At 66.7% G+C, this 24,068-nt stretch carries 20 protein-coding genes, 1 pseudogene and 1 riboswitch; of the genes and pseudogenes, 13 read left to right on the forward strand and 8 right to left on the reverse strand.

What is annotated here, in order from left to right:
- Window position 1 precedes the first annotated feature (1 nt).
- The 5 genes from C380_RS00955 to C380_RS24175 all read left to right on the forward strand — a co-directional run bounded on the left by C380_RS00955 (window position 2) and on the right by C380_RS24175 (window position 5,841).
- Complete coding sequence (locus C380_RS00955) at window positions 2-1,066, forward strand: homocysteine S-methyltransferase family protein (RefSeq protein WP_015012019.1); 1,065 nt, start codon at window positions 2-4, stop codon at window positions 1,064-1,066.
- A gap of 176 nt (window positions 1,067-1,242) precedes the next feature.
- Entirely contained in the window at window positions 1,243-2,190 is a 948-nt protein-coding gene (gene ttcA / locus C380_RS00960) for a tRNA 2-thiocytidine(32) synthetase TtcA (RefSeq protein WP_043565031.1), read from the forward strand.
- Window positions 2,191-2,226: 36 nt separating this feature from the next.
- Window positions 2,227-3,663 carry a tRNA 5-hydroxyuridine modification protein YegQ gene (gene yegQ, locus C380_RS00965; protein WP_015012021.1) on the forward strand — a complete coding sequence of 479 codons (1,437 nt, stop codon included), beginning with the start codon at window positions 2,227-2,229 and terminating at the stop codon, window positions 3,661-3,663.
- A 29-nt stretch (window positions 3,664-3,692) separates the two neighbouring features.
- Window positions 3,693-5,063, forward strand: coding sequence for an SH3 domain-containing protein (locus C380_RS00970; RefSeq protein WP_238544059.1), 1,371 nt, complete (start codon window positions 3,693-3,695; stop codon window positions 5,061-5,063).
- A 67-nt stretch (window positions 5,064-5,130) separates the two neighbouring features.
- Entirely contained in the window at window positions 5,131-5,841 is a 711-nt protein-coding gene (locus tag C380_RS24175; protein ID WP_083871569.1) for a hypothetical protein, read from the forward strand.
- Window positions 5,842-5,905: 64 nt separating this feature from the next.
- Here C380_RS24175 and C380_RS00975 read toward each other — a convergent pair whose 3' ends face one another.
- Complete coding sequence (locus tag C380_RS00975; RefSeq protein WP_015012023.1) at window positions 5,906-6,550, reverse strand: hypothetical protein; 645 nt, start codon at window positions 6,548-6,550, stop codon at window positions 5,906-5,908.
- A 207-nt stretch (window positions 6,551-6,757) separates the two neighbouring features.
- On the opposite strand from C380_RS00975, the gene C380_RS00980 reads away from it, so the two are divergent.
- Window positions 6,758-7,924, forward strand: coding sequence for a hypothetical protein (locus C380_RS00980; RefSeq protein WP_015012024.1), 1,167 nt, complete (start codon window positions 6,758-6,760; stop codon window positions 7,922-7,924).
- Window positions 7,925-7,943: 19 nt separating this feature from the next.
- Here C380_RS00980 and C380_RS00985 read toward each other — a convergent pair whose 3' ends face one another.
- The 3 genes from C380_RS00985 to C380_RS00995 all read right to left on the reverse strand — a co-directional run bounded on the left by C380_RS00985 (window position 7,944) and on the right by C380_RS00995 (window position 12,761).
- Window positions 7,944-9,473 carry an MFS transporter gene (locus C380_RS00985; protein ID WP_238544060.1) on the reverse strand — a complete coding sequence of 510 codons (1,530 nt, stop codon included), beginning with the start codon at window positions 9,471-9,473 and terminating at the stop codon, window positions 7,944-7,946.
- Entirely contained in the window at window positions 9,470-11,158 is a 1,689-nt protein-coding gene (locus C380_RS00990) for a class I adenylate-forming enzyme family protein (RefSeq protein ID WP_015012026.1), read from the reverse strand. Before C380_RS00990 ends, C380_RS00985 begins: the two co-directional genes overlap by 4 nt.
- A 295-nt stretch (window positions 11,159-11,453) precedes the next feature.
- A complete protein-coding gene (locus C380_RS00995; RefSeq protein WP_015012027.1) occupies window positions 11,454-12,761 on the reverse strand; it encodes a Glu/Leu/Phe/Val dehydrogenase in 1,308 nt (435 codons plus the stop codon).
- Window positions 12,762-13,017: 256 nt separating this feature from the next.
- On the opposite strand from C380_RS00995, the pseudogene C380_RS25750 reads away from it, so the two are divergent.
- The 3 genes and pseudogenes from C380_RS25750 to C380_RS01005 all read left to right on the forward strand — a co-directional run.
- A pseudogene (locus C380_RS25750) lies at window positions 13,018-13,149 on the forward strand (zinc ribbon domain-containing protein); the annotation flags it as partial.
- A gap of 99 nt (window positions 13,150-13,248) precedes the next feature.
- Window positions 13,249-14,049, forward strand: a complete 801-nt coding sequence (locus C380_RS24810; RefSeq protein WP_238544061.1) for a hypothetical protein — start codon at window positions 13,249-13,251, stop codon at window positions 14,047-14,049.
- 61 nt (window positions 14,050-14,110) lie between these two features.
- Window positions 14,111-15,214 carry a zinc ribbon domain-containing protein gene (locus C380_RS01005; RefSeq protein ID WP_015012029.1) on the forward strand — a complete coding sequence of 368 codons (1,104 nt, stop codon included), beginning with the start codon at window positions 14,111-14,113 and terminating at the stop codon, window positions 15,212-15,214.
- A gap of 48 nt (window positions 15,215-15,262) precedes the next feature.
- On the opposite strand, the gene C380_RS01010 is transcribed toward C380_RS01005, so the two are convergent.
- Window positions 15,263-16,174 carry a polyphosphate--nucleotide phosphotransferase gene (locus tag C380_RS01010; RefSeq protein WP_015012030.1) on the reverse strand — a complete coding sequence of 304 codons (912 nt, stop codon included), beginning with the start codon at window positions 16,172-16,174 and terminating at the stop codon, window positions 15,263-15,265.
- Window positions 16,175-16,323: 149 nt separating this feature from the next.
- A complete protein-coding gene (locus C380_RS01015; RefSeq protein WP_043565035.1) occupies window positions 16,324-17,313 on the reverse strand; it encodes a GlxA family transcriptional regulator in 990 nt (329 codons plus the stop codon).
- A gap of 98 nt (window positions 17,314-17,411) precedes the next feature.
- Between C380_RS01015 and C380_RS01020 the strand changes: the two genes are divergently transcribed.
- Entirely contained in the window at window positions 17,412-18,248 is an 837-nt protein-coding gene (locus C380_RS01020; protein ID WP_015012032.1) for an MBL fold metallo-hydrolase, read from the forward strand.
- A 33-nt stretch (window positions 18,249-18,281) separates the two neighbouring features.
- On the opposite strand, the gene C380_RS01025 is transcribed toward C380_RS01020, so the two are convergent.
- Window positions 18,282-19,223, reverse strand: coding sequence for a LysR family transcriptional regulator (locus C380_RS01025; RefSeq protein ID WP_015012033.1), 942 nt, complete (start codon window positions 19,221-19,223; stop codon window positions 18,282-18,284).
- Between the two features lie 74 nt (window positions 19,224-19,297).
- Between C380_RS01025 and C380_RS01030 the strand changes: the two genes are divergently transcribed.
- From C380_RS01030 to metH, 3 genes are all read left to right on the forward strand, one after another.
- Window positions 19,298-19,753, forward strand: a complete 456-nt coding sequence (locus C380_RS01030) for a PACE efflux transporter (protein ID WP_015012034.1) — start codon at window positions 19,298-19,300, stop codon at window positions 19,751-19,753.
- A gap of 88 nt (window positions 19,754-19,841) precedes the next feature.
- Window positions 19,842-20,606 (forward strand): hypothetical protein, encoded by a 765-nt coding sequence (locus C380_RS01035; protein ID WP_043565037.1) that lies wholly within the window; start codon window positions 19,842-19,844, stop codon window positions 20,604-20,606.
- 42 nt (window positions 20,607-20,648) lie between these two features.
- Window positions 20,649-20,750, forward strand: a riboswitch (S-adenosyl-L-homocysteine riboswitch).
- Between the two features lie 20 nt (window positions 20,751-20,770).
- Window positions 20,771-23,521, forward strand: coding sequence for a methionine synthase (gene metH / locus C380_RS01040; RefSeq protein ID WP_369750477.1), 2,751 nt, complete (start codon window positions 20,771-20,773; stop codon window positions 23,519-23,521).
- A 72-nt stretch (window positions 23,522-23,593) separates the two neighbouring features.
- Here the strand turns inward: metH and C380_RS01045 are convergent, their stop codons facing one another.
- Window positions 23,594-23,995 (reverse strand): RidA family protein, encoded by a 402-nt coding sequence (locus tag C380_RS01045; RefSeq protein ID WP_015012037.1) that lies wholly within the window; start codon window positions 23,993-23,995, stop codon window positions 23,594-23,596.
- Between the last annotated feature and the right edge of the window lie 73 nt (window positions 23,996-24,068).

Consider the following 24,068-nt stretch of genomic DNA (forward strand, 5'->3'; position numbering starts at 1 on the left):
CATGCAGCAGATCACCTACACCCGCGCCCCGCAGCTCCCCGACATCCTCGCCCAACGCATCGTCATCCTCGACGGTGCCATGGGCACCATGATCCAGCGCTTCAAGCTGGGCGAGGCGCAGTACCGGGGCGAGGGCTACACCGGCCCCGATGGCGCGGGCGACCGGTTCAAGGACTTTGCGTACGACGTGAAGGGCAACAACGAGCTGCTTAGCATCACCCGTCCCGACGTGATCCGCGACATCCACGAGCGCTACCTGGCGGCCGGGGCCGACCTCATCGAAACCAACACCTTCGGCGCGACCACCGTGGCGCAGGAGGACTACCACATGGCCCATCTGGCGCGCGAGATGAACCTGCGCTCCGCCCAATTGGCGCGCGCAGCCTGCGACAAATATTCGACGCCCGACAAGCCTCGCTTTGTGGCCGGAGCCCTCGGCCCCACGCCCAAGACGGCCAGCATCAGCCCCGACGTGAACGACCCCGGTGCCCGCAACATCGACTTTGAAACCCTGCGCGCTGCCTACTACGAGCAGACCGAAGCGCTGGTCGAAGGCGGCGCTGACGTGCTGCTGGTCGAGACCATCTTCGACACCCTGAACGCCAAAGCCGCGCTGTTCGCGATTGACGAGTTCTTTGAAAAGAGCGGCGAGCGCCTGCCGCTCATCATCAGCGGCACGGTGACCGATGCCTCCGGCCGCATCCTGAGTGGGCAGACGGTGACGGCTTTCTGGCACAGCGTGCGCCATTCGCGCCCTCTGGCCATTGGTCTGAACTGTGCCCTGGGCGCCACGCTGATGCGCCCCTACATCCAGGAGCTGAACCGCGTGGCCGAGGACACGTTCATCAGCTGCTACCCCAACGCCGGCTTGCCCAACCCCATGAGCGACACCGGCTTTGACGAAACGCCCGAGATCACCAGCCGCCTGGTGCACGAGTTCGCGGCGGAGGGGCTGGTCAACATCCTGGGCGGTTGCTGCGGCACCACGCCAGACCACATTGGCGCCATTGCCAAGGCGGTAGCCGATGTGCCTACGCGCAAGATGTTCTACCCCGCAGAAGCCTGAATTTGAGTCAAATCGTCCTCTAGCGCTTATTCAATAAGCGCAAGCAGCTATAAAAAAAGTAGTGAATGCCGTACCAGCGCAGTGCGGCAGCCCATTGCAAGGCGCCGCCGGGTGCGGCAACCTTGCAATCCCCCTTGATTGCTCCTTCCCGTTTCGCCGTCCGGTCCGTCCACTCCATGCTTGATACCGCCACCCCGCCCGCACCCTCCTCTGTGGAGGGCGACGACGCAGCCGCAGCGGCCGCCAAGGCTGCCGCGCACGCCGCGCTCAAGCTCGAAAAGCGCCTGGTGCGCCAGGTGGCCCAGGCCATTGGCGACTTTGGCCTGATCGAAGACGGCGACAAGGTGATGGTGTGTGTGTCGGGTGGCAAAGACAGCTACGCCATGCTCGACGTGCTGCGTTTGCTGCAGCAGCGCAACGGCAACCGCTTCGAGCTGATCGCTGTCAACCTCGATCAGAAGCAGCCAGGCTTTCCGGCCCATGTGCTGCCCGGGTATCTGACGAAGGTGGGCGTGCCCTTCCACATCGAGACGCAGGACACCTACAGCGTCGTCAAAGAGCACATCCCCGAAGGCAAGACCATGTGCAGCCTGTGCAGCCGCCTGCGCCGGGGCATCCTGTACCGCGTGGCCGACGAGCTGGGCTGCACCAAGATTGCGCTCGGCCACCACCGCGATGACATGCTGCAGACCTTCTTTTTGAACATGTTCTTCGGCGGCAAGCTCAAGGGCATGCCACCCAAGGTGCAGAGCGACCGGGGCGACCACCTCATCATCCGCCCGCTGGCCTATGTGGCCGAAGATGACCTAACGCGTTGGGCAGAGCACCGCCAGTTCCCCATCATCCCTTGCACGCTCTGCGGCAGCCAGGAGAACCTGCAGCGCAAGCAGATCGGCCAGATGCTGCGCGACTGGCAACAGCTCTACCCCGGCCGCATCGAGAACATGGCCGTGGCGCTGCGCAACCTGGTGCCTTCACACTTCATGGACCCGCGCCAGTTCGACTTCAAGGGCCTGGTGCCCAACGGTGTGCAGGACGCCGATGGCGACAAGGCGTTTGATGCCGAAGAGTTTCCAGCCCAGGCCGTGGGCATGCTCGGCGGCCTGCCCCTGATGCCCCGCTGAACCCGACCCCCGACGATTTTTAGATTGGGCCACCCCATGACCACGCTCAAAGCCCCCGAACTCCTCTTGCCCGCTGGCTCGCTCGACAAGATGCGCGCCGCCTACGACTTTGGCGCCGACGCGGTGTACGCCGGCCAGCCGCGCTACTCGCTGCGCGCGCGCAACAACGAGTTCCGCCTGGAGCAGATCAAGCAAGGCATTGACGAGGCCCACGCGCGCGGCAAGAAGTTCTTCGTGACCAGCAACCTGATTGCGCACAACGACAAGATCCGGACCTACCTGCGCGACATCGAGCCCGTGATCGACTGCGAGCCGGACGCGCTCATCATGGCCGACCCAGGCCTCATCATGATGGTGAAGGAGAAGTGGCCGGAGACGGAGATCCACCTGTCCGTGCAGGCCAACACCACCAACTGGGCCACGGTGAAGTTCTGGCAGAAGATGGGTGTGTCTCGCATCATCCTCTCGCGCGAGCTTGCCCTGGACGAGATCGAAAAAATCCGCCAGGAATGCCCCGACATGGAGCTGGAAGTGTTCGTGCACGGCGCGCTGTGCATTGCGTACTCGGGCCGCTGTCTGCTCAGCGGCTATTTCAACCACCGCGACCCCAACCAGGGCACCTGCACCAACGCCTGCCGCTGGAACTACGCCACGCACGACGCCGACATCGACCCCACCACGGGCGAAGCCATTGCGCAGAAGATGGACGGCGACTTCAACTTCGAGGCCGCGCAGCAAAAGGCCGAGCAATCGTTCTCCACCACCGGCAGCGGCCAACGCCACCCCAAGGCCGACAAGGTCTACCTGATCGAAGAAGCCGGCCGCCCCGGCCAGCTCATGCCCATCATGGAAGACGAGCACGGCACCTATATCATGAACAGCAAGGACCTGCGCGCGGTGGAGCATGTGGCCCGCCTCACGCAGATCGGTGTCGATTCGCTCAAGATCGAAGGCCGCACCAAGAGCCTGTACTACGTGGCCCGCACCGCCCAGGTGTACCGCCGCGCGATTGACGATGCCGTGGCGGGCCGTCCCTTCAACCCCGAGCTGCTGATCGAGCTGGAAGGCCTGTCGAACCGCGGCTACACCGGCGGCCTGCTGGAGCGCCGCCCGAGCAACGACTACCAGAACTACATCAACGGCCACTCCACCACGCAACGCAGCCAGTTTGTGGGTGAGGTGCTGGGGGCTGAGGGGCAAGCTGAAGTGGGATTGACGGGCGACTGGGTGCAGGTGGAAACCAAGAACCACTTTGCCGTGGGCGACCTGATCGAAGTGGTGCACCCCAGCGGCAACACCAACGTGCGCCTGCAGGAAATGCGCAACGTGGAAGGCCAGCCTGTGCAGGTCGCCCAGGGCAGCCCGGTGCGCGTGTGGATTCCGCTGCCCGCACGCTACAGCGGCGCGCTGCTGGCGCGGGTGATCGAGTCGCAACCGCCCGCCGCCCAGCCAGAGCCTGCGCTGGCAGTCTGATTCTTTTGAGCACGCCCCGGGGCTCCGGAATGACAACTCTTTTTGAATGCAGCCCCCACCGGGTGATCGCGGCTGCTGCACTGGCCGTGGTTTTCAGCGGCAGCGCCGCTGCACAGGGGCAGGGCGTTGCCACCGCCAAGCAGCGCTACGTGCAGGGCTCGTGGGTCAACCTGCGCGAGTCGACCCAGTCCTCGGCCCGCATCGTGGCCCAGGTGCCCGCCAACACCGCGCTGCAACAGCTCACCGAGCGCGACGGCTGGTGTGCCGTGCTCTACGCAGGCGATGCCCGGCTGGGCCCGCCTTTGGCGGAGCCCCTGCAAGCCCATGTGGCCTGCAACCTGCTGGCCGACCAGCCCCTCACCCTGGCCCAGGCGGGCAAGGACGCCGCCCGCGCCTTCTGGGTCGCTCCGTCACCCAACCGCCTGCGCGCTTACGGCAATGCCCTGCCACGCCCGCCTTCCCTGCAGCTGCCCGCGCTGGCCAAAAGCCACGCGCATGAAATGCCGGTGCAGTACCCCACCCGAGCTGAGTGGGAAGCCGCCAAGAAGCTCATGCGCGCTGGCGTGGTGCTGCGGCCCGAGCAGGAAATCGACCGGGGCCGCTCCGTCAACCCGCTGGATGACCTGAAGCTGGCCACCCGTGCCGTGGACCACATCCCTGCCGTGGCACCCCTGGCCGCCCCGCCCACGTTGCCAGCCATCGCCCCTTCGTACTTTCGCTCCCACACCAGCGTGGCCCTGCTGCACGAGACCGATGCCGACGGCCTGGCCGCCGTGGCGGGCACCCGCATCAGCGTCATCCCTACCGGTGTGCCCGTGGGGCGGTTCAATCGCCACAGTGGTCCAGAAATCGAGTACATCACCGGCTTCTGGGACGTGGGCACTGCCGACCAGGCCTTCGCACCTGCGCTGACCATCTATGCCATCACCCACCAAGGCCTGGTGGGCGCCCATACTGTGCGCCAGCGCTATTGGGACATCAGCAACGAAGACCACTACTGCGGCGGCCACTACCCCGGCCGTGGGTTCAACGACCCTGGTGAAGAAGCCCAGCCCGTGCGCGGCTATGCCAAGCTGTCCGACAGTGCCCAGGTACTGACCCGCCTGGTGCTGCCCGCAAAGCTTCCGCCGGACGCGGTGAAGGTGAAGACCCGGCGCTACGCCACGAGCTGGATGCAGCCCGCGGACCCGCCCATCCGGGACAAGCCCCAGCGCAAGAACACCGCCGTGATGGTGCATGAGATTGACTTGGACCGCGACGGCGTGGCGGACATCCTGCGCATCGACACCCCTTCGCCAGGGGGCATGAGCTTTGAGCCCATTTTTGAATGGCGCTGGTACCTCAATATCAACGGCCAGTGGTTTCCGGCGGGGTATTGGGTGGATCAGGAGTGCACGTGAGGGGAGGCTGCTGGACAACGTTCGGCTGGGAGCGGCAGTCGGCGAGCCAGTGTCACCGTCCAATTCAATGCTTGAATGTTATTTTTCTCTTCAATTGAAGTTTGCCGCGCACTATGCGGTGAAAGCGGCGGTTCCAATTGACGTGGCCATTGACCGTTGTACTAACCTGCGACGCAGGCTAAACCTTTGGGGCAACGCCGGCGAGACTCAATGGCATCGCTTCTTGGCCAGAGTTCAAAGCACAGGCAGTGACCATGCTGCCCAACTCGCCTTGTGCGCCGAGTACCAGCGGCCCCACTCCTACCCCGAACTCGAACGGTCGTTTGGCTGCTTCTCGTACGACCCGCCCGATGCCACCGGTACCTTGCGCATCCACTTTCTACCGCCAAGTGGACTCAATTCCAGTCCATTGGCCGTTGAGAACGTCGGCGCGAGGATGTCAGACCTGCGCGACTTGTTTGCACATGTTCAGCGAAGTGCGCCAATGGCTACAACAGTGCGTGGCGTTTCGTGGCTCTACAACCTTCACGCCTACAGGCGGCTCTTTCCTCTGGCCTATAGCGCATCAGTGCAAGCTGTGCGGTTTCCATTGCATTTGAATGGGAGTTCAACCTGGGGCCAGGTCTTGAACTGGCGACAGGAAGTGAAAGCGGCTGTACGGGATCAATTGTTGGCTCGCCTTGATGACATGAGCGTTGAAAATCCCTGGGAGATTTTTCCGCTCCAGGCCAAGGTCGCCACGAGCCCGATTGATGTGTTTTATGAGCAGTTCAGCTGAGTACTGCTGAACGTCGGGCATGGCTCTCATCTGTCTGCCAGCGGATCTGCACGGCGTCTCCCTCTTATCGCCGCCCTGGCTGACGCAACAACGCCCCCAACACCAGCGCCTCGGCCAGCACTTCCAGCCCTTCTTCCAGCGTGGCCAGCAGGGTGGGCAGCTCGGGCAGGCGGGGCCAGCGCGCTTGCACTTCGGGCCATTGGTCCACACCAATCGCCAGCCAGCCCACAGCCAGGCCCGCCCACAGCAGGGCGCGGGTGCCGGTGTGTAGCAAGGCGCGGTGCAGCCAGGCCATGGTGAGCAGGCCCACCACCGCCACGGCGAGCATGGGGGCTTCGCGCACGGGGGCCCAGCGGCAGGCGTCCGTCCATTCATGGCAGCGGAACTTCCACAGCTCGTGCAGCATGAACTGCTCGTCCAGCGCCAGTACAAAAAACGAGAGCGCCAGCCAAGCACCCAGCTGCCGGGGCAGGGCGCGGTCCCCCACCATCCGCAGGGCCGTGATGCTGAGCGCCAGCAGCAGCGCACTCGACAGCCACGACACCGGCGAGCCGTCCGAGCGGAAGGCGCGCTCCCACTGCGGCGCATACATCCACCCACTGAACAGCAGGAAGCCCAGCACGGCCATCAGCAGTGCAGGCGCAACCCCGGTGTGGGGTGTGGGGTGGCGATCAACAAGGCGCGGGCGGGCGGTGGTGTGCGGGGGCATGGCGGGGAGGTGGCTGCGCACTGAGAGGCAACGCGGCGGGCGGTGGAACCGGATTGTGGGCAAAAAGTGCCGGTAGCGCAGGACTTTATTGCACCTTTTGCTATGTAGTTGATAGCTGATGCGCGCGGCAGGCCTGCCCGCACCATGGCCTGTTCACGCCGGACGAATCACTACAGAATCGGACATCCATTCCCCAGGCAACCCGGCATGACCCTCCCGATCGATCCGTCCCGCACGGCACTGCCGCCCGTGGCCCAGTTCCTGGCCGAGGCGGCGCTGCAGCGGCAGACGGCGTTGCTGGGGCTGGACAAGCCCAAACCTGCTTTACCCGCCGCACCCTCGCCGTTGCCCACGGCAGACCCCAGCGCGCCGCCGCCCTCGGTCACCTCACCCAGTCCGCCCGGCGGGCCGCTGCCCACACCGGCGGACCAGGCCAGCATCTCGCCCCAGGCGCGCGAACAGTTGGCGGCGGGCTTCGACCCGCGCCGGGCGGGCGGGGCCGATGGCCGCTTGCAGGGCGCAAGGGGTGAGGGGGCCGCGCGGGCCTCGCCACCGGGGGCATCGGCGCTGCCCCGTGGCGCAACCCCGGGTACGTCTGGCAATGTCGCGGCGTCCGCTGCCTCCGCCACAAGTGGCACGGCCTGGCCCGCGTCGGGCCTCAGCGCACCGCTGCTGCGGATGGTGAGTGCCCTGGTGGCGCAGGTCACTGCCCAGGCTGGAGTGTCGCAGCGCGTGGTGGCCGCGCAGCCCTGGCCCATCGGCATGGCGCAGGCGCTGGAGAGCGGCGCGCTGGATGCCGACCAGCCGCCGCTGCAAACCTGGCTGGTGCGCCAGGGCGTGGTGTCGACGCCTGAGGGGCCGCGTGGCATGGCGCTCACTCTGCGTGCGCCGGTGCCGTGGCTGGCGGCCCAGGCGTCACCTGCCGCTGTGGGCGCTGCGGCGGCGCAAGTCAGCGCAAGCCTGGGCGCGGGCGCTACCGCTGCGGGCGGCGCGCTGCAGGTGCCTTTTGCGGGCGGCGGACAGGCGTTGCAATCGGGGGTCATGGCCTTGGTGTTGCAGGGCATGGATGCTGCCGCGCCGCGCACCAGCGCGCTGCTGGTGCTGGACCTGCAGCCCCAACTGGCTGCCACCGTGTATGGCCGCGACATGCTGCAGCAGGCCACAGGGCGCCTGGACCCCTGGACCCAGATGGCCGTGCTGCAAGCCAGCGGCCAGGTGCCGCGCGAGGACGCGCGGGCGCGCAACGGGGCATCGGGCCTGTGCGAGACCGTGGGCTGCCCGTATGCAGCGCGTGCTGAGTGTGCGCAGCCCTTCTGTCTGGCGCTGCGCGGCGTGTTGCCGCCCGAACCCGTCGGGCCAGCGTCGTCTGCCTGAGGGCGCTCCCGGATGTTCTCTAACCACTGTGTGCGAAGTCGTGCCCACCGCCGGGCAGGTTGCGTGAGGGCTCCCACGCAGGGCGGGTGGTGTGTTCGCTCTGGCGCACAGGGGTTGCGGCCACTGCTGCCGCACTGGCCGTCTCCGCCGGGGCGGCAGCGCCCACGCTGCGCACCAGGTCTGCATGGCGGGCGCGGGTGATGGGGTAGGCCATCAGCAGCGGAATGGCCAGCACCAGGCACAGCGCCGGCAGCAGGCCCGTCATGGCCGTGATGCCTTGCAGCGCCTGGGCAGACTGGGCCACGTTGGGCACATAACCGGTCAGCTCCAGCATGCCGGCCACCAGCACCGTGGCCAGGGTGCGAGCCAGCTTGTCGACCAGGCCATACAGGCCGTAGTACATGCCGGTCTGCCGCTCGCCCGCTTGCATGTGGCCGTGGTCGATGGTGTCGGGCACCATGGCAAACGGCACGATCCAGTGCGCGCCCATGCCAATGCCCACCACCACCAGGATGCCCGTCACCAGGGCCTGCTGGCCTGGGCCCACCCAGTACAGCGCCACCAGCCCCGCACAGCAGAACACCAGCCCGAGGATGTAGGCCCGGTTTTTCTCCCAGCGGTCCACCACGCGCTTCCAGACGAACAGCGAGACGCCCACCACCGCGAGCAGGATGCCCATGAAGCGTGGCAGATCGCCCTTGTCGCCCTGCAGCTGGTAGATGACGAAATAAGCGAGCGAGGCCTGTACCAGCGTGAGGCCCAGCCGCACCAGCCCGGCTGCGCTCACCAGCATCACAAACGGGCGGTTGCGCAGAGTGGCCAGCAGGGTGCTGCGTACCGACGCCCAGCCGGGTGTGGCTGCTGGAGGGTTTGGGGCCGCAGGCGATAAGTCGCCGGTGGTGGCGGGCTCGCGCACGCGCCAGGCCACCACGGCCACAGCGACCCCGGCGGCCAGCCCGAAACAGGCGCCTGCCAGTGCGTAGCCCGTGCGTGCATCGGGCGCGGCCCGCACCAGCAGGGGCATGAACACGCTGCCCGCAAAAAACCCCAGCAGGGCACCCATGGATGCAAAAGCCGTGAGGCTGGTGCGCTCGTCGTAGTCCTGCGTCATGTTGGCGGCCATGGCCTGGTAGGGCAGCTGCACCAGCGTCATCACGGTGTCGAACAAGGTGTAGGTGACGGCGATCCACACAAACGCTGCCCAGGGGCTCAGGCCCGGCGGCACCATCCACACGGCGGCAGCCACCACCGCCAGGGGCAGGGCGCCGTAGATCAGGTACACGCGGTGGCGGCCGTGGCGCGAGCGCGTGCGGTCGGTCAGCCAGCCAAACAGCGGGTCGTTGATGGTGTCCCACACTTTGCCCACCAGCAGCGCCGCACCGGCCACGGCCGGAGGCACCAGGGCCACATCGGTGTAGAAGATCATGAGCAGGAAGCTCATGGCCGCAATCAGCATCTGCAGGCCGACGTTGCCCACTGCGTAGCCGAGCTTGGTGCCCAGGCTCAGCCGGATGTGTGGGGTGGGCTGCATGTTCATGGGGGCTGTCATGGGTGCGCGGATGCCATCGCTTCGGCCTGGGCAGCCGTCGCCATCGAGCCCGCCACAGGCTCTGCGCGCGCCGTGTGCGCCGCGCTGCTGCGCGGCGGCATGGCCTCCAGCATCAGGCGCACCTCGCGCCGCAGCATCTTGTTGAGGAAGCTGCGCGGAATCTCGGTGACCAGGCGCACATCGTCGGGCTGCATCTCGGGCGGCAGGTGTTGCACCAGAAACTCCGCCAGATCGTGCTCCAGGGCCTGGGTGCCCCGGTCGTTGCGCCAGCTTTGCCGCAGGCTGGCCACCAGCACGGCGGCGGTGCCATGCTGCACTAGGCAGGCCTCCTTGACGGCCGGGTGGCAGTGCGCCACTTCCTCGATCTCGCGCGGGTTGAGTGCCTGGCCGTGGCGCACCACGCGGTCGGCGCTGCGGCCCAGCACGTGCAGATAGCCCGCAGCATCGAAATAGCCCAGGTCGCCCATCACCACCCAGCCGTCGCGCAGGGTCTCGCTGGTCTTTTCCGGGTCCAGCCAGTAGCCATCAAACCGCACCGGCGTCTGCACGGTGATCAGGCCCATCTGGCCCAGCGGCAGCGGCGCAAACTGCTCGTCGCGGATGACCACGTCCACGCCCGGCATCACGCGGCCCACGGTGGAGAGGATGTCGTTGCCCAGCGGGTTGCCTTGCGCGTCCACATGCTCGTGGGGCAGCAGCCAGGTGATGGGGGGCAGGGCCTCCAGGCAGCCGTAGCCCTGCTGGAAGATGGGCCCGAAGCGGCGGATGGCCTCGGCGATCTTGGGCGCGGGCATCATCTCCGAGCCGTAGGGCATATGGGTCAGCGACGACAGGTCGTACTGGCCCAGCGTGGGCTCGTCCAGCAGGTCGATGATGGCCGAGGGCGAAAGGAAAGCGCGCGACACGCGGTGCTTCTGGATCAGCCCGGCCAGCGTGGTGGCGCGGAAGTCCTCGGGCATCACCAGCGCCGCACCCGCCAGCAGCGTGGGCAGCACCAGGCCCGAGCCCGGGCCGGTGAGCGGCAGGCCCAGCATGTTCACGTCCGGCCCGTTGGCGGGTGGCTTGAAGTCGATGGCGCGGGAGATCAGGCGCACGCTGTCCAGGTACTTGCGGTTGCTGTAGCCGATGGACTTGGGCAGGCCCGTGGTGCCCGAGGTCATGTGCAGCGCGAACACATCGTCCTCGTGCACGTCGGCCGTTCCCGCAGAGGGGGTCTGCTGCGCCAGGGCGCGCTCGTATTCATCCCCCAGCGCCAGCACGCGCAGGCAGGGCAGCTGCTCGCGCACGGCCTGCAGGATGGGCGCGCTCAGCAGCGGGTCATGGATGAAGACGGTGGGCTTGACGCGGCCCATGGTCGTGAGCGCTGCCTCGGCCGGCAGGTGTTTGTGAAAGCTGGCAAAGATGGTGCCGTTCTCGAACGTGGCCAGGCGGGTTTCGTACTGCTCTCCGGTCTCGGGCATCCAGGTGAAGACCACGTCCCCTTTTTTTACGCCCTGGGCCTGCATCCAGGCCTGCAGGCGGTACACGCGATCCTGCAACTGCGCATAGGTGAGGGTGCCGCGCCGGTCGATGAGCGCGGGTTTGTGGGGGTGCAGGCGGTACGCCAGACGGGCCACAGAGCGCGCGGTGCGCAGGCGGCTGAGCAGAAAGCGCGCCAGCAGGCTGCGCAGGGATGGAAGGGCCACCAGAATCTCCCGAAGACGGCGTGAGTGCGAAGTCCAGGCAGTTTTTCACGCAGGGTCCGGTGGAAAGATCACCATTTGTATGCGTGCGTATCTTTTGGTTTCTGCGGCGGCTGCGCGGTCGTTCTGGGGCCTTGAACGGCCGTTGCGCGCGCTTGCTGCGTCGCCACGGCGCAACAGCCACGGTGGCTGCGCAAGGCCTGGGCAAAGAAAAACCGCCAGGGCTGGATCGCAGCGGCTGGCGGTGGTGTGACGGCCTGCCCCGGGTAAGAGGCGGGCCGGTGGGGCGGGCGAGGGCTTACGGATACAGGCCGCGCATTTCGCGGGCGTGCAGGATGCGCTGGCAGGCCACGATGAAGGTGGCGGTGCGCAGGCTCACCTTGTGCTCTTGCGCCACTTGCCAGATGCCCGCAAAGGCCTCTTGCATGATGCGCACCAGGCGGGCGTTGATCTCGTCCTCGCTCCAGAAGAAGCTGGAGAAGTCCTGCACCCACTCAAAGTAGCTCACTGTCACGCCACCGGCGTTGGCGATCACATCGGGCAGCACCAGCACGCCCTTGTCGTGCAGGATGTCGTCGGCCTCGGTGGTCGTGGGGCCGTTGGCGCCTTCGATCACGAGCTTGGCCTTGATCTGGCCCGCGTTGTCCTTGGTGATCTGGCCTTCCAGCGCGGCAGGGATCAGGATCTCGCAATCCACGCCCCAGAACTCTTCGGCCTTCATCACGTCGGCGCCGGCAAAGCCGCCCACGCCACCACGGGTCTTCACATGCGCCAGCAGGGCGGGCACATCCACGCCCTTGCTGTTGAAGATGGTGCCGGTGTGGTCTTGCACCGCCACTACCTTGGCACCCGCTTCGGCAAACAGCTTGGCGGCAATGCCGCCCACGTTGCCAAAGCCCTGCACGGCCACGCGGGCGCCGTCGAGCGCCAGGCCGGTCAGCTTGGCGGCTTCCACGCCCACGGTGAACACACCGCGGCCGGTGGCTTCCACACGGCCCAGCGAGCCGCCCAGGTCCACAGGCTTGCCGGTGACCACGCCGGTGGCGGTGGCGCCCACGTTCATCGAGTAGGTGTCCATCATCCAGGCCATGACCTGGCCGTTGGTGTTCACGTCAGGTGCAGGGATGTCCTTGGACGGGCCGATCAGCAGGCCGATCTCGCTGGTGTAGCGGCGCGTGAGGCGCTCCAGCTCACCCATCGAGAGCTTCTTGGGGTCCACGCGGATACCGCCCTTGGCGCCGCCGTAGGGCACGTTCACCGCCGCGTTCTTCACCGACATCCAGGCCGACAGGGCCATCACCTCGGACAGCGTCACGTCCTGGTGAAAACGCACGCCACCCTTGCCGGGGCCGCGGCTCAGGTTGTGCTGCACGCGGTAGCCTTCGTAGTGGGCGATGGTGCCGTTGTCCAGCTCAATCGGCACGTCCACGATCAGGATGCGCTTGGGGCGCTTGAGCGTTTCCACCCAACGCGCCAGGCTGCCCAGGTAAGGGGTGACGCGGTCCACCTGCTGCAGGTAGTTGCCCCAGGGGCCGAGGTGGTCGGCCTGCAGGTACGAGGGCAGGGGGTGGGATTGTGCGGCGGGGGCGCCGACAGGGTTTGACATGGTGAATTTCCTTGTGGGATCAGTTCAGGCTGCGAAGCTTATGCCTGGGCTGGGGCACTGTCCAAGGCCGGTGTGTTTGTGGGTTATGCGTTTTGTGCATGGTTTGACAAAACGCGTTCCAATGCTGCAGTGCGGCAATTTGCGCTGAGTCAAGCCGCGCAGAACGGTGCCGTCATCTTTGGGCCATCCATAGCGTCTAGACTCGGCCGACCGGGCACAGAACCGGATACTGGGTTATGAAGAGAGAGGGATTTCAATGAGTGTGATATGTCCTGCCTGCCATGGCCACAACCGTGACAGCGCCCGCTGCTGCACCACCTGCGGCGCTGAGCTGACCACCCCCTGCCCGCAATGCCAGGCCCGCAACAAATCTGCAGCGCGGTTTTGCGCGCAGTGCGGACATTCTCTGGTTACGCAGACCGTGTCTAGCGAGGCAGTGCCAAAGCCTGTGCCTACAGAGGCGCCTGCCCCAATCTTTGCCGTTGACGTGGACACCGTTGCTGATTCGGTCGTCAAGCCGACCTTCGATCCTGTTGCGGAACCCATTGATGCCCCTGTGGTCGCGGCCGTTGTAGACCCTGCACCACTGCTGCACCCCGAGCCACTTGCCACTGACGCTGCGCGGGCCGTGACGCCCCCAGCGGTGCCCGCACCCGCAGCTCCCCCGCCGATGGAGTTCATGTTCGAGGATGACGAACGCCCTGCAGCTGCTGCGGCTCGCCAGCGCCCTGTCGCGGCCTACGTGCTGGCAGCTGCAGCCGTGCTCGCCGTAGTCGGCGCTGCGGCCTGGTACCTGTTGGGCCGGCCGGATACCGCTTCGACCATGTCCCAGACCCCTGCCATCGCAGCGCCTGTTACCGTGCCTGATGCCCCCAGCGCGGCCGAGTCTGCCCCCGCCCGTGCCGAACCGGTGGAAGAAATCATCGAATCGGAGCGGACGCGAGCAGCGGCCGCTGCACCTGCCGCCACCGTCACCCTACCGTCCCCGGTACCCGCGTCTGCGCCAGCGGTAGCCGAGCCGCCGTTCACCCCCGTCACCGTGCCCCGTGTGTCCGATGCTGTACCGCCACCCAGTAGCACCAAGCGCTCTGCGGCGCCGACCGACGACGCGCCTTGGCCTTCAGTGGCACGGCCCATGCCGTCGCCCGGTGACAGCCTGGCCCGCCTGCGTGGCGCGCTGGCGCAGTGCGCGGCCATGAGCAACGAGTTGTCGCGCGCCACTTGCCTGGCGCGCACCCGCCAGAATTTCTGCGGCGACGCTTGGGGTCGTATCCCCGAGTGCCCGTGAGGCCAATGAGCGCAAGCAAACCACAACGCAACACCACAACAACAGAGAGAGGGAAACGACCATGAATCAGGCCCAGAGACTTCTTGCCAAAGATGACCACCCGTATTCGATCTTTCGCCTGCCCGAGGCCCTGAGCTGCTGGCAGGCGGTGGCCGTGATGGGTGCGTCCTACCTGGGCGCTGGACTGCTGGGTGCGCTTGGCAGCATGTTGGCCCATACGTCCATCATCTTTCCCATGCTCCTGGGGTTGCTGGCCTTGGTGCTCGTGATCGCCGGGACCAGCGGTGCTGGCGTATGCCTTACCGACCTGGCGCGCGGGCGACCTTATCGGGGCGTGCTGAGCTACTGCGTGGCGGGCCTGTTCAGCCTTCCCAAGCTGGTGGGCGCCGGGCTGTTGATGCTGCTGTTGTATGGCGCGGTGCTGTTGGGCGTGGCGCTGGTGCTGCTCGTGTGCAAGCTGCCCGGCATTGGCCCTGTGTTGCTGGTCATGGCGGTTCCGCTGCTGGTGCTCACGGTGGCGCTGGCGCTGTTGGGGTACTACGTGGCCGTGTCCATCGTGGGCCCTGCAATCTGGGACGGGGAGCGTGTGATGCACGCGCTATCCATCGCCTGGAGCATCACCCGCAACCACCCGTTTGAGGCCATCGGCAAAATCGTTGGCGGCTTGTTGTTGTCGGGCATCTTTGCGGCCATGGTGTTCGGCCTGGTCGGCATCTCCAGCCTTATCGTGGGCGGCTTGGCAGCGCCGATCATCGGCACGGGCATGGGGTTCGACTGGAATGCATTGGTGGGTGGCTATGGCAGCAGCCACTGGGTCGGCGCGGGCGTTGGCTATGCACTGGTGTTTGTCACCGCATCGGCCTTCGTGTTCCTGTTGCCGCTGATGGTGGGCGTCCTCACCTGGTGCGAGTTTTCGGACAAGGTGGACCGAGGCACCATACGCTCGGCTACCGACTCCGCGCTGCAGGACGTCAACGCCCGTGTGGCTGAGCTCAAGGACAAGGCGCAGACCCCGGCGGCCCCCGCAGCAGTACCTGCCGCCGCTGCGCCTGTTGGCGCCAGCGCCCCCGTGGCCGCGCACCCGAGCCCCCGGTGCCCCCAGTGCGCGGGCGTGGTGCACGCGGACGACCGCTTTTGCGAACACTGCGGTCACAAGCTGCAGTAGGTATGGGCACTGCGCCCAACCCTCGCATGGGCCGCAGGCGGAGCGGGCCTATTCGATGCGGATCTTCTGCAGCGCCGGGTCGCCTGGCGGGTAGCGCAGGTCCAGGCCGGTGAGCACTTCGCGCACCAGCGTGGCGATCATCAGGTTGCGGTGGGTCTTGGAGTTGGCAGGCACGATGGTCCACGGCGCCCAGGGCGTGTGCGTGGCGGCCAGCAGCATTTCGTAGGCCTTCTGGTACTGGCTCCACTGCTTGCGGGCCTCGATGTCGCTCATCGAGAACTTCCAGTGCTTGGCCGGGTCGTCCAGGCGCTCCTGCAGGCGCTCGCGCTGCTCGTCAGCGCTGATGTGCAGCATGAACTTGAGCACGATGGTGCCGGTATGCGTGAGCATGCGCTCAAAGTCGTTGATGTGCCCAAAGCGCTGGTGGTGCTGTTCGGGCGTGATCCATCCGTTGACGGCGGGCACCAGCACGTCTTCGTAGTGGCTGCGGTTGAACACCGTGATCTCGCCCGCACCAGGCACCTTCTGGTGGATGCGCCACAGGTAGTCGTGGGCGCGCTCGGCCTCGGTGGGCGCGCTCCAGCCCACGGCGTGCACGCCCAGCGCGCTCATACGGCCAAACACGCCCCGGATGGTGCCGTCCTTGCCCGATGTATCGGTGCCCTGCAGGATCACCAGCAGCTTGTAGCGCTTGTCGGCGTAGAACAGGTTCTGCAGTGTGTCCAGCTCTTGCGCAATGGACTCGGTGACGGCTTTGTCTCTGAGCTTGTCGCCCAGCGAAAAAGGTTTGGCCGACGGGTCAAAGTCCTTGAGCGACACCGTGCGGCGGTGTTTGCCGGCCTTGCGCCGCTCGGGCTGGCCGTCGGGCCGCTTGTCATCGTCATGCTGCGGCGCGTCCGGCTGCCATTGCGACCAGCGCTGGGCCACGTCTTTGTTGCTGCTGTGAAACGGGTGGTTCATGCGGGCTCCTCGATAGGCCATCGTACGTCAGCAGCGTGGGGGCGGTTTTCCTCGTGTTCAAAAAATGATGCTATAAAATTGATAGCTTTCAAGGTATGATTCACTAGCGCTTGGGGCGGATTCGAATCCAAACTGGCCGCAAAAGCTGCTCAGCGCGCGCCATGCGCCATGCGGTAGGCCAGCGGCGTCTGCCCCGTGGTCTGGCGGAACGCGCGGTGCAGTCCGGCCTCGCTGGCAAAGCCCAGGTCTTCGGCGATGCGCTTGAGCGGCAGCGGCGTGTCGCACAGCGCCTCGCTGGCCTGGCGCAGTTTGATGCGGCGCATCCACAGGGCCGCCGTCAGGCCAGTGTGGGCCTGCACCCGCCGCGCCAGTGTGCGGGGCGAGAGGCCCAGCGCCTGGGCCAGCGCCGGCAGCCGCAGATCGGTGGCGGGGCTGCGCTGCACCCACAGCATGGCGCGGCGCAGGTCGGCGTCTGCCAGCGTCATCAGGTCATGCCCGGCAAATGCCGGGTGCGCCGTGCGGGGGCGGGGCAGCATCAGCAGCTCTTGCAGGTCGGTCAATGCCTGGGCTGGCAGGCGGGCGGCCAGCGCGTGCAGCATCAGCGGCAGATAGCCGTTGGCCCCGGCGGCCGTGGTGGCGGTGGGGCCGGCCACCAGCGGCTCGTCAAAGCGCCAGTTCACCTGCGCGAACTGCTGCTCCAGCGCGGCACGCAACCACCAGGTTGCCGTGGCGCCCTGGCCGCGCAGCCGCCCGCTGGCGGCCGCCAGCAGCACGCCCGCGCAGTAGCTCCACACCTGCGTGCGCCGGGGCAGCGCGCGCAAGGCCTGCACCACCGGGGCCAGCTGCTGCAGCGGCCCTTGCAGCTGGTCAGGCGACGAGAGCCACAGGCCCGGCACCAGCACCACATCGGCCTCAGCCTGCTGCAGCGCAACGGTGGGGGCCAGCGCGGGGCCCTGCCAGGTGGGCACGGGCAACCGGTCCACCCCCGCCCAGCAGATGTCCATCACGCTGGCCTGCGCACGCAGGTTGGCGGCGCGTGCCATGTCCGCCGCCGCAAACAGGCCGGCGGGCATGCAGCCCGGGTAGAGCAGCAGTGCCACGCGCAGTGGCGGCTGGGGTGTGGAGGATGGGGAAACCATGGGTGGCAAAAAAGCGCAAGAAATTGTCAATCTGCGCCATTTTCGCGGGAGGCCTGCTTTTCAACAATGGCAGCACCTCCTCCCACTGAAAGCCCCCCATGCTCATCACCCAATTGCGCAACGCCACCGTTCTGCTCGAGTTCCAGCACGCGGGCCGCCCCGTCGGCCTGCTGGTGGACCCCATGCTCGCGCCCCGGGGCAGCCTGCCTGCGCTGCGCTACCTGGGCACCCGGCGCCAGCGCAACCCCCTGGTGGATTTGCCCGCCGAGGCCGACGCCGCGCTGCAGCGCGTGACCCACGCGCTCATCACCCATTGCCAGCGCGGGCACTTTGACCACCTGGACCGCGCGGGCAAGCAGTTTCTGCGCGAGCGCCAGATTCCCGTCTTCTGCGTGCCACACGACGCCGCCTACCTCGCGCAGCGCGGCCTGCAGGTGCAGCCGCTGGCGGGCGAGGGCCGCCAGCCGTTTGCGCTGGGCGGGCAGGTCACGCCCGTGGCCTGCACCCACGGCCGGGGCTGGGTGGCGCGCTTCATGGAACACGGCCACGGCTACCTGCTGGAGCTGCCGGGCGAGCCCAGCGTGTACCTGGCGGGCGACACCGTGCTGACGCCCCCGGTGCGCGACTGCCTGCAGCGCCTGCAGCCCGGTGTGGCCGTGCTGCCCGCCGGTGGCGCCCGGTTCGACCTGGGCGCCGACATCCTGATGGACGCCGCCGAGGTTGCGCAGGCCGCCGCACTGACGACCGGCGCCGTGGTCGTCAACCACCTGGAGGCGCTGGACCACTGCCCCACCACCCGCGCGCAGGTGCGCGCCCTGGCGCAGCGCGGCGGGTGGGCGCACCGCCTGTGGGTGCCCGAGGACGGCGAGAGTCGTGACTACGCCGATTCCACCGTCGAAAGAAATGCTATGAATTCAGTAGCTACAGAGGCATGATTGAATAGCGCTACCGCCCAAAAAGGCTGCAATTCACGCCAGCTCGGCCTCCAGCGCCCGCTGGTCCCGCATCAACGCCACAAACCGCGCCGCGCCCAGGCCCAGCGGCCGTTCCTTGGACCACACCACGTCCACCCACAGCGCGGCGCCGTTGCTCAGGTTCTCGAACGGCATCTCCACCAGTCGCCCCGCCTCGATGCGCGATTGCACCAGCGCGCGCGGCTGCCAGCCCCAGCCCATCCCGGCTTCGATGAGGCCCAGCGCGGCCAGGTGGTTGTCGGTGCGCCAGTGGTGGCGGGCAAACACAAAGCGCGGGTCGGTCTGCGCCAGGTCGCGGCTGGCCACCACGATCTGGCGCGTGGTGGTCAGGTGCTCTTCGCGCAGCATGGCGTCTTCGGGTGATGCACCCCGTGCCTGGGCGGCGGCACGGGCGGCTACCAGCACCGGGTGCTGCGGCGCCATCACCGCCACCAGGGTTTCGGTGCCCACTTCCTGAAAGCCCTCGCGCCCGTCGATGCTGGGCCGCTCGAACACCAGCGCCAGCTGTGCGCGGCCGCTGTGCAGCAGCGCCAGCGCATCCACCTGCGGCGCGGCCAGCACCTCGATCTGCAGCAGCGGGTGCTCTTGCGCCAGCGCCGCCAGCGCCTCCGTCCAGCGCGCAGCCAGCAGTTCGGGCGCGATGGCCAGCGTGAGCCGCTCCTCCAGCCCCTGGGTCAGCGCCAGCGCCTGGGCGTTGAGCTGCTGCAGCTGCCCCGCCAGCAGCCGGGCCTGGGGCTCTAGTGCGCGGGCGGCGGCGGTGGGGCGGGGCTCGCGTCCGCTGCGGTCAAACAGCTGCACATCCAGTTCGGCCTCCAGGTGGGCAATGGTCATGCTCACGGCCGACGGCACACGCGACAACGCCCGCGCGGCGGCCGAGAACGAGCCGTGGTCGAGCACCGTCAGAAACACCTGCACGCTGTCGGAGTTGAAGGCCATGGCGGTTTTATCTATCAGTAAAACTGAAACAAGCTGACTTTATGTGTCAGTGCGGCGAATATAAAGTACCGGCCATGGACAAGACACCGACTCTTTTTGGCCTGCAAGGCGTCAAACGCCGCGTGATCTACGTGACCCTGTACGAGCTGATCGCCATTGGCGCCGCCACGGTGGGCCTGGCGCTGCTCACGGGCCAGGGCGCTGGGCATTCGAGCGTGGTGGCGGTGGCGGCCTCGGCGATCGCCATCGTCTGGAACATCGTCTTCAACTGGGCGTTCGAGCGCTGGGAGGCGCGCCAGCCCGTGCGCGGGCGCAGCGTGGCGCGGCGCGTGGCGCACGCCATCGGGTTTGAGGGCGGCCTGGTCTTCACGCTGGTGCCGCTGTTTGCCTGGTGGTTTGGCGTGAGCCTGTGGCACGCGTTTGTGATGGACCTGGGGCTGATCGTGTTCTTCCTTGGCTACACCTTTGTCTTCAACTGGGTGTTCGACCACCTGTTCGGCCTGCCTGCATCGGCCATGGCAGCGTCGTAACAAAGGCCTTGAGCGCGCTTCTTCAAACAATGTCAACCGCCCTTCACCGGCGGTCAGGGACGCTCAGCCGCCACCCATAATCGGCCCCATGAGAGGGCCGTTTTTGTTGTTGCTGCTGCTGCGGGGATTGCCGGGCCGGTGGGCTGGCGTAGCGGTGTCCTGCTGCGTATTGGCAGGCTGTGCCAGCAACGCCCCCACGCCGCGCGGCGAGGTGAAGGGGACGCCCACCCATGCCGCCGAGCTGGCCCAGTCCGACGCCAACCGCATGGCCACCCTGGCCATGCAAGAGAACCTGGAAGGCCTGCTGCGCCTGGCCGACAAGCTCTACCGCCGCAATCCCGCCGAATGGCGCAAGGGCACTGCCACCAGCCGCGAGCAGGCGCTGGAGCAGCTGCGCACCGCCGTGTTGCAGCGCCAGCCCTGGGGCCCGCTGCAGGGCCGCCGCGACATCGCTGCCATGGCAATAGCGCTGGCGCCCGAGTTCGCAGGCGACCGCGTGGCGGCCTTCATCCATGCCACGGCCGACATGATCATCACCGCCCACGGCGGCAAGACGGAGTTCTTCTTGCTCGACGGCATGGACGCACAGCACCTCTACAACGCCGCGCGCAACGTCGAGACCGCCGTGTGGCTGCTGGCGCAGCGCCGCAACGCCCAGGGCCAGCCGCTGCTGCTGGCCGACGAGATCGGCGCACAGGGCCGCAACCTGAGCTTTGAGCGCGAGTTCGGCAAGATCATCGCGCGGCTGGACCTGCTGGCCGCCTTCACCACCGAAAAGTACCGCCGCGCGGCCATCAGCTATGTGCAGGGCATTGTGGGCGGCACCTTCTTGCAATTCCTGCCCGTGCGCTGACCCGGCGACCGCCTGCTCGTCTCACCCGGTAAAATCCGCCGCTTGCCCAAGGAGCGTTGCAGCGGCCCCACCGCCATGGTGAAGCCGTCAGGCTTGGGCACTCCACAAGCTTTTCAAGCCCCACCGCAACGACGCTCACCTGTTTTTCTGCTGCCCCTGCACAGGTGAGTCCTATGTCCGCGTCTGCCCCGTCCCTGCCCCCCATGAAGCTGTCCGGCCTGGAGCCCGTCTCCATTGGCGAGGGCACGCTGTTCGTCAACATTGGCGAGCGCACCAACGTCACCGGCTCCAAGGCGTTTGCGCGGATGATTCTGAATGGCCAGTACGAAGAAGCCCTGGCCGTGGCGCGCCAGCAGGTGGAAAACGGCGCGCAGGTCATCGACATCAACATGGACGAGGCCATGCTCGACAGCAAGGCCGCTATGGTGCGGTTTCTGCAGCTCATCGCGTCCGAGCCCGACATTGCGCGCGTGCCCATCATGGTCGATAGCTCCAAGTGGGAGGTGATCGAGGCCGGGCTGCGCTGCATCCAGGGCAAGGGCATCGTCAACTCCATCAGCATGAAAGAGGGCGTGGAGAAGTTCAAGCACGAGGCGCGCCTCGTGAAGCGCTACGGCGCTGCCGCCGTGGTGATGGCGTTTGACGAGGTGGGCCAGGCCGACACTTATGCCCGCAAGATCGAGATCTGCGAACGCGCCTACCGCGTGCTGGTGGATGAGGTGGGCTTCCCGCCCGAAGACATCATCTTCGACCCCAACATCTTTGCCGTGGCCACGGGCATCGAAGAGCACAACAACTACGCGGTCGATTTCATCGAAGCCACGCGCTGGATCAAGCAGAACCTGCCGGGCGCCAAGGTCTCGGGCGGTGTGTCCAACGTGTCTTTCAGCTTCCGTGGCAACGACCCTGTGCGCGAGGCCATCCACACCGTATTCCTGTACCACGCCATCAAGGCCGGCATGGACATGGGCATCGTCAACGCCGGCATGGTGGGTGTGTACGACGACCTGGAGCCCACGCTGCGCGAGCGCGTAGAGGACGTGGTGCTCAACCGCCGCCCGGACGCGGGCGAGCGCCTGGTGGAGATCGCCGAGACGGCCAAGAGCGGCGCCAAGGACGAGAGCAAGAAGCTTGAATGGCGCGGCACGCCCGAGCACCCCAAGACCGTGGGCGAGCGCCTGTCGCACGCGCTGGTGCACGGCATCACCGACTTCATCACCGAAGACACCGAAGAGGCCTACCGCGAGATCCTGGCCAAGGGCGGGCGTCCGCTGCATGTCATCGAAGGCCCCCTCATGGACGGCATGAACGTGGTGGGCGACCTGTTTGGCGCGGGCAAGATGTTCCTGCCGCAGGTGGTCAAGAGCGCGCGCGTGATGAAGCAGGCCGTGGCCCACCTGATTCCCTATATCGAAGAAGAAAAGCGCCAGGACGAGCTGGCCGGCCGCGACGTGCGCAGCAAGGGCAAGATCGTCATTGCCACCGTCAAGGGCGACGTGCACGACATCGGCAAGAACATCGTCACCGTCGTCTTGCAATGCAACAACTTCGAGGTGGTGAACATGGGCGTGATGGTCCCCTGCCACGAGATCCTGGCCAAGGCCAAGGTCGAGGGGGCGGACATCGTGGGCCTGTCGGGCCTCATCACCCCCAGCCTCGAAGAGATGCAGTACGTGGCCGGCGAGATGCAGAAAGACGAGCACTTCCGCGTCAAGAAGATCCCGCTGCTGATCGGCGGCGCCACCACCAGCCGCGTGCACACCGCCGTCAAGATCGCGCCGCATTACGAAGGCCCCGTGGTCTACGTGCCCGACGCTTCGCGCAGCGTGAGCGTGGCGCAAAGCCTGCTGGGCGACGGCGTGCAGAGCTATGTGGATGAGCTGAACGCCGACTACGAAAAAGTGCGCACCCAGCACGCCAACAAAAAGGCCACGCCCCTGTGGCCCCTGGCCAAGATCCGCGCCAACAAGACGCCGATCGACTGGTCGGCCTACCAGCCTGCCGTACCCCGCGCGCTGGGCCGCCGGGTGTTCAAGAACTTCGACCTGGCTGAGCTGGCCAAGTACATCGACTGGGGCCCGTTCTTCCAGACCTGGGACCTGGCCGGCCCGTACCCCGCGATCCTCACGGACGAGATCGTGGGCGTGGAAGCCACGCGCGTGTTCGCCGACGGCCAGGCCATGCTGAAAAAGATCATCGAAGGCCGGTGGCTCACGGCCAGCGGCGTGATGGCGCTGCTGCGCGCCAACAGCGTGGGCGACGACATCGAGTTCTACACCGACGACACCCGCACCGAGGTGGCCATGACCTGGTATGGCCTGCGCCAACAGGCCGAAAAGCACACCATCGACGGCGTGACCCGCCCCAGCCGCTGCCTGGCCGACTTTGTGGCCCCCAAGGAGAGTGGCATTGCCGACTACGCGGGCCTGTTCGCCGTCACAGCGGGCCTGGGTGTGGAGAAAAAGGAAAAGGCTTTCATCGACGCGCTGGACGATTACTCCGCCATCATGTTCAAGAGCCTGGCCGACCGCCTGGCCGAAGCCTTTGCCGAATGCTTGCACCACCGCGTGCGCACCGACCTGTGGGGCTACGCTGCGGGCGAGCAGTTGAGCAACGACGACATGATTGCCGAGAAGTACCGCGGCATCCGCCCCGCGCCCGGCTACCCGGCCTGCCCGGACCACAGCGCCAAGACCGACCTGTTCCGCGTGCTGAACGCCGAAGAGATCGGCATGGGCCTGACCGAAAGCCTGGCCATGACCCCTGCGGCTAGCGTGAGCGGCTTCTACATCGGCCACCCCGACGCGGTGTACTTCAACGTCGGCAAGATCGGCGAAGACCAGCTGCACGACATGGCCCAGCGCCGGGGCATGGATGAGAAGGTGCTGGAGCGGCTGCTGGCGCCGAACCTGTGATGCTATGAATGAAATAGCTGCTAGCGCTTGACCAACAAGCGCTAGCCGCCTATTTGATTCAAAAATCGGCCATCAAACCGCGCTCTCCGGCAGCTTCGCAATCACCTTGATCTCGAACTGAAAGCCGTACAGCCAGGTCACCCCGATGCCCGTCAGCGTGGGGTGCGGCGCCTCGCCCCAGAATTCGGGCACGACGCCCCAGACGGTTGCGAAGTTCGCCTCGGGGTTGACCACGAACATCGTCACATCCACCACATCGTCAAACGTGCAGCCCGCCGCCTGCAGCACGGCATTGAGGTTGCTGAACGCCATGCGCACCTGCGCGGCCAGGTCGGGCTCGGGCGAGCCGTCTTCGCGGCTACCCACCTGGCCGGAGACAAACAGGAAACCGTTGGCCCGCACGGCGGGCGAATAGCGGTTGCGCTCGTACAGCGCCTGGCGGCCTGCGGGGAAGACAACATCACGTTGGGGCATGGAGATCCTTTCGTTCTGCAGGGCAGAGGGTTGCGATGCAGGCACTGTAGAAGCGTGCGTTGTTCTGATAAAC

The sequence above is a fragment of the Acidovorax sp. KKS102 genome, from assembly GCF_000302535.1.
In the GTDB taxonomy this organism is placed as follows: domain Bacteria; phylum Pseudomonadota; class Gammaproteobacteria; order Burkholderiales; family Burkholderiaceae_C; genus Acidovorax.